The following is a 15773-nucleotide window of genomic DNA, read 5'->3' on the forward strand; positions in this document are numbered from 1 at the left end:
GGCGCAGACCAGCGCGCACGATCGGCGCAGACCAGCGCGCACGATCTGGTGATCGTCGGCGATCAAAACGCGAATCATGGGATTCTCCCTGGGCATGGATGCCCCAGCTCTCGGGAGCGGCGGGGCTAATGCATTGTAGAGCTTGCAAAGCCGCGCGAATGTCGGTGTAAGGCTGACACGCCCCGTGCAGGCCGCGCGAACGAAAAAGGGACGGGTTGAACCCGTCCCTTTCGTTCCAGCCCGGCCGCGCACCGCTCGGCGCGCTCCAGGCTTGCCGGCCCAGGCTTACTGGACCTTGGTCGCCGCGCCGGTATCGGCGGCCGCGCTGGTGTCGGCCGCGGCTTCGCCCTTCTTGCTCTTGGCGTGGCTGGTGTGCTTCTTGGTCTTGGCGGTGGGCTTTGCCTGCGCGCCGGTAGCAGCGTCTGCCTTGGCGTCCAGGCCGGCGTTCACGCCTGCGCCAGCCGCCGCACCCTTGTCTGCGGGCGCGCTGACCGCGGGCGCCGAGATGGCGCCGGTGGCACCAGCCTTCGCATCAACGCCGGTACCTTGCGCCATGGCCAGCGAGGAAGCGGCAGCGATCGAGAGAGCGGAAAGGGAGATCAGCAGTTTATTCATTGAGAGGCTCCTGGCAGTTTGCGCCGCCGCGAAACATTCGCTGCGGTGTTCACTTGATGTGAGCCCTCAGTCTAGGGATGCGGAGCCGCGCGGTCTGTTAGGAGATGTAATGCCTTGTAAGGAGTGGTGAAGAACTTACAAAGTCACATCGGCAGGCCCGGAGAAGCTTTTCCCCTGCTTGCCCAACGGCTTGCGGCGGCGCGGGGGCACAAAACGCCGCCGCCGCCGCACGCATGCGGTTACAGGTTAGGCGCGAGCGCGCGCTCCAGCACGCTGCGTTCTTCGCCACGGCGCGCCACCATGTCGTCGAGCTGGTCCTGTCCGATCTTGCCCACGGAGAAGTACGTGGACTCCGGATGCGCCAGGTAAAAGCCGCTCACCGAGGCCGCGGGCGTCATCGCCAGCGAGTCGGTGATGCCCATGCCGATCTCGGCCGTATTGAGATAGTCGAACATCGGGCCCTTGACGGTGTGTTCCGGGCAGGCCGGATAGCCCGGGGCCGGACGGATGCCGCGATAGCTTTCGGCGATCAGTTGCTCGTTGGTCAGCACCTCGCCGGCGTCGTAGCCCCACAGATCCTTGCGCACGCGTTCGTGCAGGCATTCGGCGAAGGCTTCGGCCAGGCGGTCGGCCAGCGACTTGAGCATGATCGCGCTGTAGTCGTCGTGGTCGGCCTCGAACTGCGCTTCCTTCTTGTCCACGCCGATGCCGGCGGTGACGGCGAACACGCCGATGTAGTCCGCGACGCCGCTGTCCTTGGGCGCGACGAAATCGGCGAGGCACCGGTTGGGCCGCATCACGCCGTCGATCACCGGACGCTCGCTCTGCTGGCGCAGGTTGTGCCAGGTCAGCGCGACCTGGCTGCGGGTCTCGTCGGTGTAGATCTCGATATCGTCGTCGTTGACGGTGTTGGCCGGCAGCAGCGCCAGCACGCCGTTGGCCGTCAGCCAGCGGCCCTGGATCAGGCGCGACAACATGGCCTTGCCGTCCGAGAACACGCGGCGGGCGGATTCGCCGACGATCTCGTCATTGAGGATGTCGGGGAAYTTGCCGGCCAGGTCCCAGGTCTGGAAGAACGGCGCCCAGTCGATGTAGTTGGCCAGCTCGGTCAGGTCGTAGTTGCGGAAGATGCGACGACCGATGAATTTCGGCTTGGGTGGCACGTAGGCGTTCCAGTCCACCGGCGTCTTGTTGGCGCGGGCCTTCGCCAGCGACACCATCGGCGTGGCCTTCTTGTTGGCGTGCTGGTGGCGGATGCGCTCGTAGTCGGTCTTCAGCTCGTCCAGGTACCTGGTCGCGCCCTCGTCGGACAGCAAGCTCGACGCCACGCTGACCGAGCGCGAGGCGTCCGGCACGTAGACCACCGGGCCTTCGTAGTGCGGCGCGATCTTGACCGCGGTATGCACGCGCGAGGTGGTGGCGCCRCCGATCAGCAGCGGGATCTTCTTGATGCGGAAGTAGTCGTCGCGCTGCATCTCGGAAGCGACGTAGGCCATTTCCTCGAGCGACGGCGTGATCAGCCCGGACAGACCGACGATGTCCGCGCCCTCGACCTTGGCGCGCGCCAGGATCTCGTTGCACGGGACCATCACGCCCATGTTGACCACTTCGAAGTTATTGCACTGGAGCACCACCGAGACGATGTTCTTGCCGATGTCGTGCACGTCGCCCTTGACGGTGGCGATGACGATCTTGCCGCGTGCCTTGACGTCGCCGCCGGCCTCGGCCAGCAGGCGCTTCTCTTCTTCGATGTAGGGCAGCAGGTRRGCCACKGCCTKCTTCATCACGCGAGCGCTCTTGACCACCTGCGGCAGGAACATCTTGCCGGCGCCGAACAGGTCGCCCACGATATTCATGCCATCCATCAGCGGGCCTTCGATCACCTCGATCGTGCGGCCGCCGCGCGCTTCCACGTGCTGGCGCACTTCCTCGGTGTCTTCCACGATGAAGGTGGTCAGGCCATGCACCAGCGCGTGCGACAAGCGGTCGGCCACCGGCACCGGATTCTCCGGGGTGCCGCGCCACAGCAGGTTTTCTTCTTTCTTCGCGCCGCCGCCCTTGTAGCGGTCGGCGATCTCCAGCAGGCGATCGGTACTGTCCTCGCGGCGGTTGAGCACCACGTCTTCCACGCGCTCGCGCAGTTCGGGGTCGAGCTGGTCGTACACGCCGAGCTGGCCGGCGTTGACGATGCCCATGTCCATGCCSGCSTTGATGGCGTGGTACAGGAACACGGTGTGGATGGCCTCGCGCACAGCATCGTTGCCGCGGAAGGCGAACGACACGTTSGACACGCCGCCGCTGACGGAAGCGCGAAGGCCATCACCACGGAAGCGGCGCCATAGCGGCGGATCAGCTCGGCGTGATGACGGAACTGCTCCTCCCCCTCCTTAAGCGAGATCGAGTTCACCACGGGCTTGCCCTGCACGCATTGCAGGCCGGCCTCGATCACTTCCCACTTGGACGAGTCCAGCATGATGGGCACGCGCGCGATATCGGGCTCGGAGGCGATCAGGTTGAGGAACCTCACCATGGCGGCCTTCGAGTCCAGCATGGCCTCGTCCATGTTGATATCGATGATCTGCGCGCCGTTCTCGACCTGCTGGCGGGCCACCACCAGCGCCTCGTCGAACTGGCCGTTGAGGATCATGCGGGCGAAGGCCTTGGAGCCGGTGACGTTGGTACGCTCGCCGACGTTGACGAAGAGCGTGTCCTCATCGATGGTGAAAGGCTCGAGGCCGGACAGGCGCATCGGGCGCGACGGCAGGGTATCGTTGGTCATGGCTTGATCTTGTTCTGTGGGCTCGCGATGCATGTTCAGGCGGCGGCACGGTCGTCGCCGTCGCGGTACTGGCCAGGCCAGGCGCGCGGCTTCTTGCTGGCCACGCTCCGCGCGATGGCGGCGATGTGCTCGGGCGTGGTGCCGCAGCAGCCGCCCACCAGGTTGACCAGGCCGGACGCGGCGAACTCTTCCACCAGCGACGACGTGACCTCCGGGGTTTCGTCGAAGCCGGTATCGCTCATCGGGTTGGGCAGGCCGGCATTGGGGTAGCACGACACGGCCGCGTCGCAGATCTTGGCCAGTTCGGCGATGTACGGGCGCATCAGCGTGGCGCCCAGCGCGCAGTTCAGGCCGAAGGTGATCGGGCGGGCGTGGCGCAGGCTGTTCCAGAACGCTTCGACGGTCTGGCCCGACAGAATGCGGCCGGAGGCATCGGTCACGGTGCCGGAGATCATCACGGGCAGGCGCTCGCCAGTGTCCTCGAACAACTGGTCGATAGCGAACAACGCGGCCTTGGCGTTGAGCGTGTCGAAGATGGTTTCCACCAGGAACACGTCTGCGCCGCCTTCCAGCAAACCCTTGCCCTGCTCGTAGTACGAATGGCGCAGTTCCTCGAAGGTCACGTTGCGCGCGCCCGGGTCGTTGACGTCCGGCGAGATGCTGGCGGTCTTGGGCGTGGGGCCGAAGGCGCCGGCCACGAAGCGGGGCTTGTCCGGCGTGCTGTACTTGTCGCAGGCTTCGCGCGCCAGCCTGGCGGCGACGACGTTCATCTCGTACGCCAGGTCCGCCATCTTGTAGTCTTCCTGCGCCACGGCCGTGGCACCGAAGGTGTTGGTCTCGATCAGGTCGGCGCCGGCGGCCAGGTACTGCTCGTGGATCTCGCTGATGACCTGCGGGCGGCTCAGCAACAGCAGTTCGTTGTTGCCCTTGACGTCGACATGGTGCCCGGCGAAGCGTTCGCCGCGGTAGTCCGCCTCGGTCAGCTTGTAGCGCTGGATCATGGTGCCCATGGCACCGTCCAGGATCAGGATGCGCTCGCGCAGCAGGGCCGGCAGGTTGGCCGCCCGGGTATAGGGGCGCGCGGGAGGAAGCGAGGCGGGACGTGGGGCGGCGCTCATGTGGGGCTCGACAGCAAGGGAAAAGAGTCCGATTTTATCAGTTGCATCAATGGTTTGCGGAATAACGGACGCGGGCAGGCCAGTGCGCGCGAAGGCGCTCGCGGGTTGCCGCATGGCACCGCCCGGCCCTACACTGGGGAACCTTCCCATTACCGAGAAGCCTTTCCCATGCAACACCTTAGTCCCGGCGACGCGCAAACCCTGCTCAGCGAATCGCCCGATGCGCTCTTCATCGATTGCCGCAGCGAGATGGAATACCTCTTCGTGGGACACCCGAAAGGGGCGCACAACGTGCCCTGGAACGATGGCCCGGACTGGGAGGTGAATCCGCATTTTGTGCAGTCGGTGAAGAAGCTGGCGGGGCAGGCGTCGGCCCGCCCTGTGCTGCTGATCTGCCGCAGCGGCAACCGCTCGACAGCGGCCGCGAGAGCGCTGGAGGGCGCGGGGTTCTCCACGGTCTACAATGTCCTGCACGGCTTCGAGGGCGACCTGGACGCCGAACGCCATCGCAATACGCTCAACGGCTGGCGCCATGCTGGCCTGCCCTGGGAACAATACTGAGAGACACTGGGAACGCCGGGGACCGGCGCCTTGAAAACGAGAAGCCCGCGCATTGCGCGGGCTTCTCGTTTCCGTTTCACTCGCCGGCCGCCCTTGAGCGAGGAACCGGCAGAGGCGGCTACAAGCCTAGTGCATCACCAGCGGCTGAACCATCACGGTGTCGAACTTGCCAAGGAAATCGTCCACCTCTTCCACCGACGGCTCGCTCTCGATCAGACGTTGCACGTCCGCGCGAAAGCTCTCGGCCATCTGGCCGCCGAGGAAAATCTCGCGTTTCAGGTTCTTGTCGACGATTTCATAGCCGCCAGAGGCAAGAGGCGCATGCTCGACATCCGCACCAAACTCGACAATGCAGTAATTGTCGCTGTTGTAGATCATTTGCATGGCATACCTCCTGGCTGTCATGGGTAAGCGGCGGGCCAATGATTCTTCCGATTACCGGCACACTGGCCGGTTGCCCTCCGCGATTTCACCTCCAAGCTGAGGGTGTTTGCCGTGTTTTCAAGATTCTTGCTTCGGCGAACCGCAGGAATTAAGCGTTCCCTCACTACATTGGGCAACGGCGCTGTCAGCAAGTTCTTGAGTTATGTTCGAAAGATATTGCTGGAAATTACCGGATATCGCATCAGGGCGCCTCGCACTGTGCCCCACAAGCCGCATTACCAAGGAAAGCGTCGAGCACTGCGTGAAAACGCTCGGCTTGTTCGAGATGGGCAAGGTGCGCCGCCCGGGGCAACACTTCCAGGCGCGCGCCGGGGATGGTCGCGGCAATCTCGCGCGCCATCTCCGGAGGCGCGCCCTGATCCTCCTCGCCGACTACCACCAATGTGGGGCAATGAATGCGTGCGATCGCCCCGGCCAGGTCGAATGCCATGATGGCCTGCCCCGATCCCACATAGCCATGCACGGGCGTGGACAGGATCATTTCGCGCACGCGCTGCGCCTCCTCCGGATGCGCGGCCCGGTACGGCGCGCTCAGCCAGCGCTCCAGCGTGCTGTCAGCCACGCCCGCCATGCCGTGCGCCTCCACGTGGCCGATGCGGTCATGCCACATCGGGTGGGCATCCAGCGGGGTACGGTTGACGGTATCCACCAGCGTAAGCGACAGCAACCGCTCCGGATACCGCACAGCCATCGTCTGCCCGATCATGCCGCCAACCGAGACGCCGACGAAATGCGCCTCCGGCACCGCCAGCGCATCCATCAGGGCGGCCACGTCGTCGGCCATGCGGATCATCGAATAGGCGCCGATCGGCGCATCGCTCTGGCCATGCCCGCGCAGGTCGTAGCGCAGCACGCGATAGCGCGGCGCCAGGTGGCGCGCGGTGGCGTCCCACAAGGTATGGTTGGCACCCAGCGCGTGCGCCAGGATCACCCACGGGCCATCGCCCCCGTCGATGCGAACCTGGAGGCTGATATCGCCCACGCTGACGCGGCGGGCCTCGGACGGTGRCTGGGTGGCGCTCATGGCAGGTCTCCGGAAGTTGAGCAAACGCGGTGAACCACGGCGGCAACCGACGCGCCACCGCTTGACGAATCATTGACGACTCATTGACGACTCAGCGCAGCGCTTCGCTGTCGCGGTAGACGAGTTCGATCTGGGTGCCGTCGGGCTCCGTCTGGCGCAGCTTCACCGGCATCCACTGCAGCGACTGCGCCAGCCACACCTCCACCCGCCGGCGATCGCCCGCATGCCGCGGCAGGCGCATGAAATGCTTGGCGTGTACCGCTCCGTGACCGGTGTCGACGTCCTCCTCTCCCACATACTGCACCTGCATCGGCTCCAGGTCACGCGTATCCGCCACCTCGAAGGTTTCGGTGACGCCGGGCGTGGCGTAGCGCTGCGGATTTCCGCGGACCAGCCCGACCAGTTGCAGGAATACGCTGAAGCGGTCCTGGCCCGCGGCGGGCAAGGGCACCTGCTTGTTGCGCCCCTCGAAGACCAGGGCGCCGGCGGCGCGGTCGAAGCGGGCCGCCTCGCTGCGGTTGCGGCGGTTCTCCTCATAGCGCTCCGGCGCCAGGCCGCGTTCACTGAGTGCGCCGCTGCTGTGGAAGTTGAAACGGAACCACAGCACCCGTGTTTCCACCGCAAGCAGATAGCGCGCTCCGTCCTGCTGCCAGCGGATGAGGCCATCCGGATTCTGTACGCCGTTGACGAAGCTGGCGTAGTGCAGCAGCCTGGACGGCGGCGGCGAATAGCGAACGCCGTCCGCCGGCAAGCCCGCGTCCGCAGCCGCGGGCGCGGACGCGGATGCGGCACCCTGCCCGGCCTGGCCGCCGGCGCTCGCCATGGCCGGGCCGGAGCCAGGCGCAGTCAGCAGCGTCGGCGCCTCCGCGGTGGCCGGCGTCTCAGGGTGGGATTCCGGGAGCGATTCGGCCGGGACGGGTTCTGGCGCTGCCTCCGGCCGCGGCGCGGCGGGCCGCTTCTGCACAACGGGTGCCGGATGCGACGGCGCTTTCGCGGCCGGCGGCTCCGGCGGCGGCAGCAGGATGGCCTCGATCGCCGGCATGGCGGTCGGGTCGCCCGGCGGGCCGGGAAGGTGCATCAGGCCCACCACCACCAACAGGTGCACCGCCAGCACGAGCGCAAGCGCGAGCGCCAAGCGCACGCGGCGCGAGGCGGGCTTGTCAGGAAAGGCCGTTCGGCCCGTTCGTCGGGCTGCCACCAAGATAACCAAGCTCCGAAGAAATCTGCCGGGCGATGTCGCGTACGTGACGATCGACCGTACCGCCCCATTCTGCATCGAATACGCTCTGCGCGCCGAGCACGATCAAAGCCATCGCGACATGGCCGTTGGCGTCGAACACCGGCATCGAGAATGCATTGATGCCCGGTAGCACGCCACCTTTGATGCGCGCCGCGCCATGCACCCGCACGTCCTCGCAGACCGCGTCGTAGTCGGCCAGCGAGCGCGGCAGGCCCGGAATATCGTCATGGCCGCGCTCGGCCAGTTCCCGTTCTACCAGCGGCCGCGTTTGTTGTTTCGGCAGATAAGCGCCATACAGGCGGCCGGTGGCGGAGTTGAGCATGGGCATGACATCGCCCAGGCGCAGGCTTACCGTAACCGGGTGGCTCGACTCCTCCCAATGCACGATGGTCGGGCCGTGGTTGCCCCACACGGCGATGCCGATGGTCTGGTCCATTTCGTCGCGCAACTGCGACAGAATCGGGCGGGCCTTCTTGACCGGATCCAGCCGGTTCAGTCCCGCGAGGCCAAGCTGCAGCGCGAATGGGCCCAGGTCGTAGCGTCCGCCCACCGGGTCCTGCGCCACCATGCCCAGCCGCTGGAAACTGACCAGGTAGCGGTGCGCCTTGGCCGGATTCATGTCGGCGGCGGCGGCCAGGTCGCGCAGCATCATGGCGCGCGGCGACGCGGCCAGCGCCTGCAGCAACTTGAAGCCAACCTCGATCGACTGGATGCCGGAACGCAATTTGGAATCGTCTTCTTCGAGTTCGGTCATGCGGCAACTTGCGGAAAAACGGTGAATAAGCCATGCACGAATCACATCCCGGAATAATACGGGCGAGACGATCACGCAGGTTGGAACCTAAATTTACTATAGCGAAATCGATTTACCAATTTTTAAACCGTCGGTAGACTTTGAACGCACTTTGAACACCGCTATACAGGCCGGGCGCTGATGCCATGACACCGCACCGGCCAACCCCGGCGCGGCAGCCGCCATGCAACGCACATGGCGCGACGCGGCCGACTTCTACAGGAGACAACGATGACCCGCCTTTTCCCCTTTTCCCTGCTGCCCGCACGGCAAGCCTGGCGCGCCTGCGCGGTACCGCTGCTTGCCACGCTGGCGCTGGGAGCCGCCGTGCTGCCCGCCCGCGCCGCGGACAACTGGCCCACCCAGCCGATCCGCTGGGTGGTGCCCTACCCGGCCGGCGGCGGCACCGACGTGGTGGCGCGCACGCTGGGCCAGGCCATCACGCCGGCACTCGGCCAGCAGGTGGTGATCGACAACCGGCCGGGCGCGGCCACCATCGTCGGCGCCGACGCCGTGGCACACAGCAAGCCTGACGGTTACACGCTGCTGACGGCCGATACCGCCACGCTGGCGGCCAATCCTTCGCTGTACAAGAAGCTGCCCTACAACGCCGACAAGGATTTCGTGCATGTAAGCATGGTGGCGCGCTTCCCGCTGATCCTGGTCGCCACGCCGAACTTCCCCGCACGCACATTGAAGGAAGCGATCGAGTATGTGCAGAAGAATCCCGGCAAGGTCAATTTCGCCTCGCCCGGCGCCGGCAGCCCGCACCACCTGGCCATGGAACTGTTCATGGACCAGACCAGGACGAAGATGACACACGTGCCGTACAAGGGCGCTGCCCCGGCGGTGCAGGACCTGCTCGCCGGCCAGGTGGAACTGATGTTTCTCGACCTGGCGTCCGGCCAGCAGAACGTCGCCGCTGGCAAGGTGCGCGCCCTCGGCGTGGCCACGCCCAAGCGCCTGACGGCGCTGCCCACGGTGCCGACGGTGGCCGAGGCCGGCGTGCCCGGCTTCGAGGCCTATGCCTGGCAAGGCGTGGTGGTGCCGGCCGGCACGCCCAAGCCGGTAGTGACGCGCCTGAACGCCGAACTGGTAAAGGCGCTCAAGAGCGCCGACGTGCAGAAGCGCTTCGAAGGCATCGGCGTGGAGCCGGTATCCAGCACACCCGAGGAATTCGCCCAGTACGCCCATGCCGAAGCCGAGCGCTGGGGCAAACTGATCAAGGCCAAGGGCATCACGGTAGACTAGCGGGCCGCTTTTTTCCTAACGCATTGCATACATGAAACTCGCCACCCTCAAGGACGGCTCGCGCGACGGCCAGCTCGTGGTCGTCTCGCGCGACCYGAAGACCGCCCACTACGTCAACGATGTCGCCGGCAAGCTGCAGAACGCGCTGGACGACTGGAACTTCTACGCGCCGCAGTTGCAGGACGTCTACGACGCCCTGAACGCGGGACGCGCGCGCCATCCGTTCGCCTTCGACCCCAAGGCCTGCATGGCGCCGCTGCCGCGCGCCTACCAGTGGGCCGACGGCTCGGCCTATGTGAACCACGTGGAGCTGGTGCGCCGCGCGCGCGGCGCCGAGATGCCGCCCGAGTTCTGGACCGACCCGCTGATGTACCAGGGCGGCTCTGACGACATGATCGGCCCGCACGACGATATCGTGTGCGCCAGCGAAGCCTTCGGCATCGACTTCGAAGCCGAGATCGCCGTCATCACCGGCGACGTGAAGATGGGGGCCAAGCCCGAGCAGGCCGCCGACGCCATCCGCCTCATCATGCTGGCCAACGATGTGTCGCTGCGCAACCTGATCCCGGCCGAGCTGGGCAAGGGCTTYGGCTTCTTCCAGAGCAAGCCGGCCACGGCGTTCTCGCCGGTGGCSRTCACGCCSGACGARCTGGGCGAAGCCTGGCGCGAACGCCGCGTGCACCTGCCGATGACCGTGCACTGGAACAGCAAGAAAGTGGGCGCGCCCGACTGCGGCACCGACATGGTGTTCGATTTCGGCCAGCTCATCGCCCATATCTGCAAGACGCGCAATGTGCGGGCGGGCAGCATCGTGGGCTCCGGCACCATCTCCAACGTCGACCGCAGCAAGGGCTACTGCTGCATCGCCGAGAAGCGCATGCTGGAGATCATCGATGGCGGCCAGCCGGTCACCGGCTTCATGAAGTACGGCGACGCGGTCAAGATCGAGATGTTCGACGCGCAGGGCCGTTCGGTATTCGGCGCTATCGACCAGCTGGTGTCGGCCCCGCGCTAAGCCACCGCCGGTTCCATGACGATGCCCTGCGCGAGCATGGCAGCGATCTCCCGCTCCCCATAGCCACCTTCGGCAAGGAGCGCTCGCGTATCCTCCCCCAGCCGGGGCGACGGCCGCAGGTATTGCGCCGGCGTCTCGGACAGCTTCACGGGCAGCCCGATGGTCTTGATCGGGCCCGCCTCGGGATGCTGCTGCTCAACCACCATGCCGCGCGCGAGCGTTTGCGGGTGACTCAGGGCTTCGCCCACGGAGTGGACGGGCCCGGCCGGAACCCCCGCCTTGTCGAACGCGGCCAGCCAATGCGCTGAGGACTGCGTAAGCGCTACTGCGCCAGCACGTGCTGGAAAAGCGGGACTTTGCGGTGAATGAAGCGCGCGCGCGAGAAACTTCCGGCGATTAGCAGAGACAGGACGGGGAGTGCTTATAATTGACCGACCGACCGGTTGACTAATTGCCGTCGACTATGCGCCGCCGCAGCGCAGGCTCCGGTGGCGCCCCCGGGCTGCGATGCGCGGCCCGGTCCCACCATGATCCACTATGGAATGGCCACCGCCATCGCTCCCCCCATGACCGCAATCCCTCCGCAAGATGCTCCGCAATCCTCACCGCTGCCCCAGCCCGACGCCGCGCCGTTGTCGCCGCGCTACGACCGCTACCGCGCGCTGACCCTGCGCAGGCATGGTCCCATCCTCGAAATCGTGATGGGCGCGGACCAGTCCGCCAACCGCAAGCTGGCCACCGCCGACGCCAACAYGCACCGCGAACTGGCGGAAATCTGGCGCGACGTCTCGRCCGACCCCGAGGTGCGCGTGGCGCTGATCCGCGGCGAGGGCAAAGGCTTCTCCGCCGGCGGCGACCTGTCCCTGGTGGAAGACATGGCCAACGATTTCGCCACCCGCACGCGGGTGTGGCACGAAGCACGGGACCTGGTCTACAACRTCATCAACTGCGACAAGCCSATCGTCTCGGCCATGCACGGCCCGGCAGTCGGCGCCGGGCTGGTGGCCGGGCTGCTGGCCGATATCTCGATCGCGGCCAGGACCGCGCGCATCGTCGACGGCCATACGCGGCTGGGCGTGGCGGCAGGCCACCATGCCGCGATCGTGTGGCCCCTGCTGTGCGGGATGGCCAAGGCAAAGTACTATCTGATGCTGTGCGAGTCGGTGAGCGGCGAAGAGGCCGAGCGCATCGGGCTGGTGTCGCTGACCGTGGACGAGGATGAACTGGTCGAGCGCGCCTTCGACGTGGCGCGCCGGCTGGCCGCCGGGTCGCAAACGGCGATCCGCTGGACCAAGTACGCGCTCAACAACTGGCTGCGCATGGCGGGCCCGGCGTTCGACAGTTCGCTGGCGCTTGAATTCATGGGCTTTGCCGGCCCCGATGTACAGGAAGGCGTGGCGAGCCTGCGGCAGAAGCGGCCGCCGAAGTTCGATTGATGCAGTTCGACTAATGTAGTTCGACCCCGCAGCCGGCACCGCCGGCTGCCGACCCCCGGAGACGAAACGATGTTCGGCCAGATCCCAGATTTCACCAACGGCTTCGAGTTCCTCCGCAAGATGTGGGGCAGCGCCGCCGGCATGCCCGGCGGGCTGATGCCGGGCCTGCAGGCCATGACCCCGCCGATGAACCTGGAGGAAGTCGACAAGCGCATCCACGACCTCAAGGCCGTGGAAGGCTGGCTGCAGCTCAACACCAATTTGCTGCGCACCACCATCCAGGGCCTGGAGGTCCAGCGCGCCACCCTGGTGGCGCTGCAGACCATCGGCACCGCGCTTTCGCCCGAGGCCATGCAAAGCGCCATGGAAAACGTCGCGCGCGCCGCCAGCTCGCCGAGCGCCGCGCCGTTCCAGCACAAGGCGGAACCCGCCGCGGCAAAGCGCGTCTGGCCCGAGCCCACGGTCGAGGAAAACGAGGACGAGGAAGACAACGGCCCCGACGTCCCCGAAGCGTCCGCAGCCGGCCAGGCGGAACAGCCGGCCGCCGCGTCCGGCCAGGCCAGCGCGCCCCCGCCCGATGCCAGTCTGTGGTGGGATGTTCTGCAGCAACAGTTCAACCAGATCGCCAGCAGCGCCGCAACCGCCAGCCTGACGCCGTTCGGCAATCTCGGCGGCTTTGGCATGCCAGGGGCGGATGCGCAGCCCGGATCTGCCGCCAAGCCCGCGAGCAAGCCGCCGGCCGGTGCGGGCAAGACGGCAAAACCTGCCAAGGCGGCCAGCAAACCCGGCACCAAATCCGCCGCCAAGCCAGCCGTCAAGGCCGCAGGCAAGGCCGCAGCCAAGCGTCCGGCCGGCAAGAAGCCCGCGGCGACCAAGTCCGCGCCGGTGAATGGCACGGCCGGCGCCCCCGCATCCGGGGACAAGCCGGATGTGCCCGGCGAGCCGCACTGAACCCGTGCCGGAGCTGGCCGTGATCCACCCATCGAGCCGACACCCTTGGTGAAGACCACCGCGCTGATCATGATGGGCGGCGGCGCCCGCGCCGCCTACCAGGCCGGCGTGCTGCAAGGCCTCGCCCGCATCGCCGCCCGTCACGGCCTGGATCGCGGCCGCATCCCCTTCGATATCATCTGCGGCACGTCGGCCGGCGCCATCAACGGCGCAGGCATGGCGATCAACGCCGCCAATTTCCGCGCGGCGGCCCACAGCCTGGCCGCGCTATGGAGCGGCATCCATGCCGAGGATGTCTACCGGACCGGCGTGGTCGGCGTGGGCGCATCGGGTGCCCGCTGGCTCTCCGCGCTGGCTTTCGGCTGGGTCACCCGGCGCGCGCCGCGGGCGCTGTTCGACAACGCGCCGCTCGGCGGCCTGCTCTCCGAGCTGTTCGACCCCGAGCGGGTACAGGCGAGCCTGGACGCCGGCGACCTCCAGGCCTTGGCCGTGACGGCGCTGTCCTACAGCACCGGCCGCCACGTCACCTTCTACCAGTCGCACCGCCGCATCCATCCGTGGCGCCGCAGCCAGCGGCTGGCCGTGGAAGCGAAGATCGGTGTGGACCACCTGTTGGCGTCCTCGTCCATTCCCTTCCTGTTCCCCGCGCTGCCGCTGGAACTGGACGRGCATCATGAGTGGTTCGGCGATGGCACCATGCGCCAGATGTCGCCCCTGTCGCCGGCAATCCACCTGGGCGCCTCGCGGATCCTGGCCATCGGCGCCGCTTCGCGCCAGCGCCCGGGCTGGTTCGACACCGTACCCGCCGGCGGCTACCCGTCGCTGGCGCAGGTGGGCGGCCAAGCCCTGGCGAGCATCTTCCTCGACGGTCTGTCCGCGGACCTGGAACGGCTGCAGCACATCAACAACCTGCTCTCGCGCATGCCGGAAATCGCCAACGACAGGGAGGGCTGGCGCCCGGTGCAAGTGATGACGATTTCGCCCAGCGAACCCATCGAAGCCATCGCTGCCACACATGTAAAACAGCTGCCGCRCACCGTGCGCGCCTTGCTGACCCCGCTGGGCGGCACCGAAGCGCGCGGCGCGGCCTTTGCCAGCTACCTGCTGTTCGAGCCTGAGTTCACCCAGGCACTGATCACCCTGGGCGAACAGGATGCTCTGGCTCAACAACACGAACTGGCCGCCTTCCTGTATGACATCATCCCGCCCGATCATGGCAACGAGATAGGCGCAACGTCCGCGCGCCCGGCTACACTGGGTCATGAACCACCTGCCCGCGCGATGGCCTGACCTATCGGCGCGGCCCAGCCGCAAGTGACGCATAATGCTCCTTGCCGCGCAAGGAAAATCGGTGGAACAAGCGATATTCGCCCATAAATTAAGTACCGCGCAGATCCAGCCGCATCCGCTCCCATCGTTTCCGCATGAAAAGAGCATTGGGAATAATTCGCATCTGGTAGAATCTGCCCGTAATTTCAAAGGCTTACCATGCTCTACCCCGAACTGTTCAAATCGCTGGAAGCGGTACGTTGGCACATGGACAAGGACATCCCCTGGGATTCCTTCGACCCGAGCCTGCTCACGGACGACCAGGCCAAGACGATCCGCATGAATGCCATCACGGAATGGTCGGCCCTGCCCGCCACCGAGATGTTCCTGCGCGACAACCGCCACGATTCCGACTTTTCGGCATTCATGAGCATCTGGTTCTTTGAAGAGCAGAAGCATTCGCTGGTGTTGATGGAATACCTGCGCCGCTTCCGCCCGGACCTGGTGCCGACCGAGGAAGAACTGCACGCCGTGCGCTTCGAGTTCGACCCGGCCCCGCCGCTGGAAACCCTGATGCTGCATTTCTGCGGCGAGATCCGCCTGAACCACTGGTACCGCCGTGCCGCCGAATGGCACACCGAGCCGGTGATCAAGCAGATCTACCGCACCCTGTCGCAGGACGAAGCCCGCCACGGTGGCGCCTACCTGCGCTACATGAAGAAATACCTCAACCAGTTCGGCGACAGCGCCCGCTCGGCCTTCGCCAAGATCGGCGTGCTGATGGCCTCCGCCCGCCGCACCGAAAAGCCGCTGCACCCGACCAACCTGCACGTCAACAAGGCGCTGTTCCCCAACGACACCGTGCAATCGCGCCTGCCGGATCCGGACTGGCTCGAGCACTGGCTCGACGAGCAGATCCGCTTTGACGAAAGCTGGGAGAAGAAGGTCATCGAGCGGATTCTGCACAATATGTCGCTGTTGTTCGAGCGCACGTTTGAGACGGTGCAGGATTTGAACCGGTATCGGAAGGAGTTGAATGCGAAGTTGCAGGCGGCTGGGGGGGCGCAGCCGGCGCAGGCTTGATTCAGGTTTGGTTATTTGAGTTGCCTTCGGCAGAACGGACCCCATCGGTTGATGGGGTTTTGTTTTTTGGTTCTTCAGACTTTCGTGTGGGTAGGTAGTACGCTTTCGCGCATGGCTTGGTAAGGAGGTGTGCGATGGACAGCGTGGAACTGTACCGGCAGCTGCTTGGCGTGACTGCGCCATGGACGGTGGAG

Annotated in this window: 14 protein-coding genes and 1 pseudogene; 7 read left to right on the top strand and 8 right to left on the bottom strand. The window is 66.2% G+C overall.

Annotation, left to right across the window (positions count from 1 at the left end; all coding sequences use genetic code 11):
• Positions 1-285 precede the first annotated feature (285 nt).
• The 3 genes and pseudogenes from AC1DKD_RS31075 to AC1DKD_RS31085 form a co-directional block, all read right to left on the bottom strand.
• Positions 286-615 (bottom strand): hypothetical protein, encoded by a 330-nt coding sequence (locus AC1DKD_RS31075; RefSeq protein WP_035859082.1) that lies wholly within the window; start codon positions 613-615, stop codon positions 286-288.
• Between the two features lie 239 nt (positions 616-854).
• Positions 855-3394 (bottom strand): annotated as a pseudogene (locus AC1DKD_RS31080) (vitamin B12 dependent-methionine synthase activation domain-containing protein).
• 35 nt (positions 3395-3429) lie between these two features.
• Positions 3430-4512: a homocysteine S-methyltransferase family protein gene (locus tag AC1DKD_RS31085; protein WP_035859084.1), complete on the bottom strand. Its 1083-nt coding sequence runs from the start codon at positions 4510-4512 to the stop codon at positions 3430-3432.
• 168 nt (positions 4513-4680) lie between these two features.
• Here AC1DKD_RS31085 and AC1DKD_RS31090 point away from each other — a divergent pair, with 168 nt between their 5' ends.
• Complete coding sequence (locus AC1DKD_RS31090) at positions 4681-5073, top strand: rhodanese-like domain-containing protein (RefSeq protein ID WP_006161304.1); 393 nt, start codon at positions 4681-4683, stop codon at positions 5071-5073.
• Positions 5074-5199: 126 nt separating this feature from the next.
• On the opposite strand, the gene AC1DKD_RS31095 is transcribed toward AC1DKD_RS31090, so the two are convergent.
• The 4 genes from AC1DKD_RS31095 to AC1DKD_RS31110 form a co-directional block, all read right to left on the bottom strand.
• Positions 5200-5457 carry a BTH_I0359 family protein gene (locus AC1DKD_RS31095; protein ID WP_035859088.1) on the bottom strand — a complete coding sequence of 86 codons (258 nt, stop codon included), beginning with the start codon at positions 5455-5457 and terminating at the stop codon, positions 5200-5202.
• 241 nt (positions 5458-5698) lie between these two features.
• The gene (pcaD, locus tag AC1DKD_RS31100) at positions 5699-6541 is read right to left on the bottom strand and encodes a 3-oxoadipate enol-lactonase (protein ID WP_477144112.1); all 843 of its coding nucleotides are present in this window, start codon (positions 6539-6541) and stop codon (positions 5699-5701) included.
• 91 nt (positions 6542-6632) lie between these two features.
• Complete coding sequence (locus AC1DKD_RS31105) at positions 6633-7682, bottom strand: DUF3108 domain-containing protein (RefSeq protein ID WP_477104495.1); 1050 nt, start codon at positions 7680-7682, stop codon at positions 6633-6635.
• Positions 7683-7701: 19 nt separating this feature from the next.
• Positions 7702-8535 carry an IclR family transcriptional regulator gene (locus AC1DKD_RS31110; RefSeq protein ID WP_441637188.1) on the bottom strand — a complete coding sequence of 278 codons (834 nt, stop codon included), beginning with the start codon at positions 8533-8535 and terminating at the stop codon, positions 7702-7704.
• A 270-nt stretch (positions 8536-8805) separates the two neighbouring features.
• Here AC1DKD_RS31110 and AC1DKD_RS31115 point away from each other — a divergent pair, with 270 nt between their 5' ends.
• Together AC1DKD_RS31115 and AC1DKD_RS31120 are read left to right on the top strand one after the other, a co-directional pair.
• Positions 8806-9825 carry a Bug family tripartite tricarboxylate transporter substrate binding protein gene (locus AC1DKD_RS31115; protein WP_441637190.1) on the top strand — a complete coding sequence of 340 codons (1020 nt, stop codon included), beginning with the start codon at positions 8806-8808 and terminating at the stop codon, positions 9823-9825.
• 31 nt (positions 9826-9856) lie between these two features.
• Positions 9857-10840, top strand: coding sequence for a fumarylacetoacetate hydrolase family protein (locus AC1DKD_RS31120; protein ID WP_477144113.1), 984 nt, complete (start codon positions 9857-9859; stop codon positions 10838-10840).
• Here AC1DKD_RS31120 and AC1DKD_RS31125 read toward each other — a convergent pair.
• The gene (locus AC1DKD_RS31125) at positions 10837-11292 is read right to left on the bottom strand and encodes a CoA transferase (protein WP_441637198.1); all 456 of its coding nucleotides are present in this window, start codon (positions 11290-11292) and stop codon (positions 10837-10839) included. The two genes, AC1DKD_RS31120 and AC1DKD_RS31125, sit on opposite strands and share 4 nt — an antisense overlap.
• Positions 11293-11406: 114 nt before the next feature.
• Here AC1DKD_RS31125 and AC1DKD_RS31130 point away from each other — a divergent pair, with 114 nt between their 5' ends.
• The 4 genes from AC1DKD_RS31130 to AC1DKD_RS31145 all read left to right on the top strand — a co-directional run bounded on the left by AC1DKD_RS31130 (position 11407) and on the right by AC1DKD_RS31145 (position 15579).
• Positions 11407-12276, top strand: coding sequence for an enoyl-CoA hydratase/isomerase family protein (locus AC1DKD_RS31130; protein WP_477144114.1), 870 nt, complete (start codon positions 11407-11409; stop codon positions 12274-12276).
• Between the two features lie 69 nt (positions 12277-12345).
• Positions 12346-13227, top strand: coding sequence for a PhaM family polyhydroxyalkanoate granule multifunctional regulatory protein (locus AC1DKD_RS31135; protein ID WP_441637194.1), 882 nt, complete (start codon positions 12346-12348; stop codon positions 13225-13227).
• A gap of 69 nt (positions 13228-13296) precedes the next feature.
• Positions 13297-14517, top strand: a complete 1221-nt coding sequence (locus tag AC1DKD_RS31140) for a patatin-like phospholipase family protein (protein ID WP_477144115.1) — start codon at positions 13297-13299, stop codon at positions 14515-14517.
• Between the two features lie 198 nt (positions 14518-14715).
• The gene (locus AC1DKD_RS31145; RefSeq protein ID WP_441637196.1) at positions 14716-15579 is read left to right on the top strand and encodes a ferritin family protein; all 864 of its coding nucleotides are present in this window, start codon (positions 14716-14718) and stop codon (positions 15577-15579) included.
• The last annotated feature ends 194 nt before the right edge of the window (positions 15580-15773 follow it).

The sequence above is a fragment of the Cupriavidus sp. 05T313 genome (genome assembly GCF_056396665.1).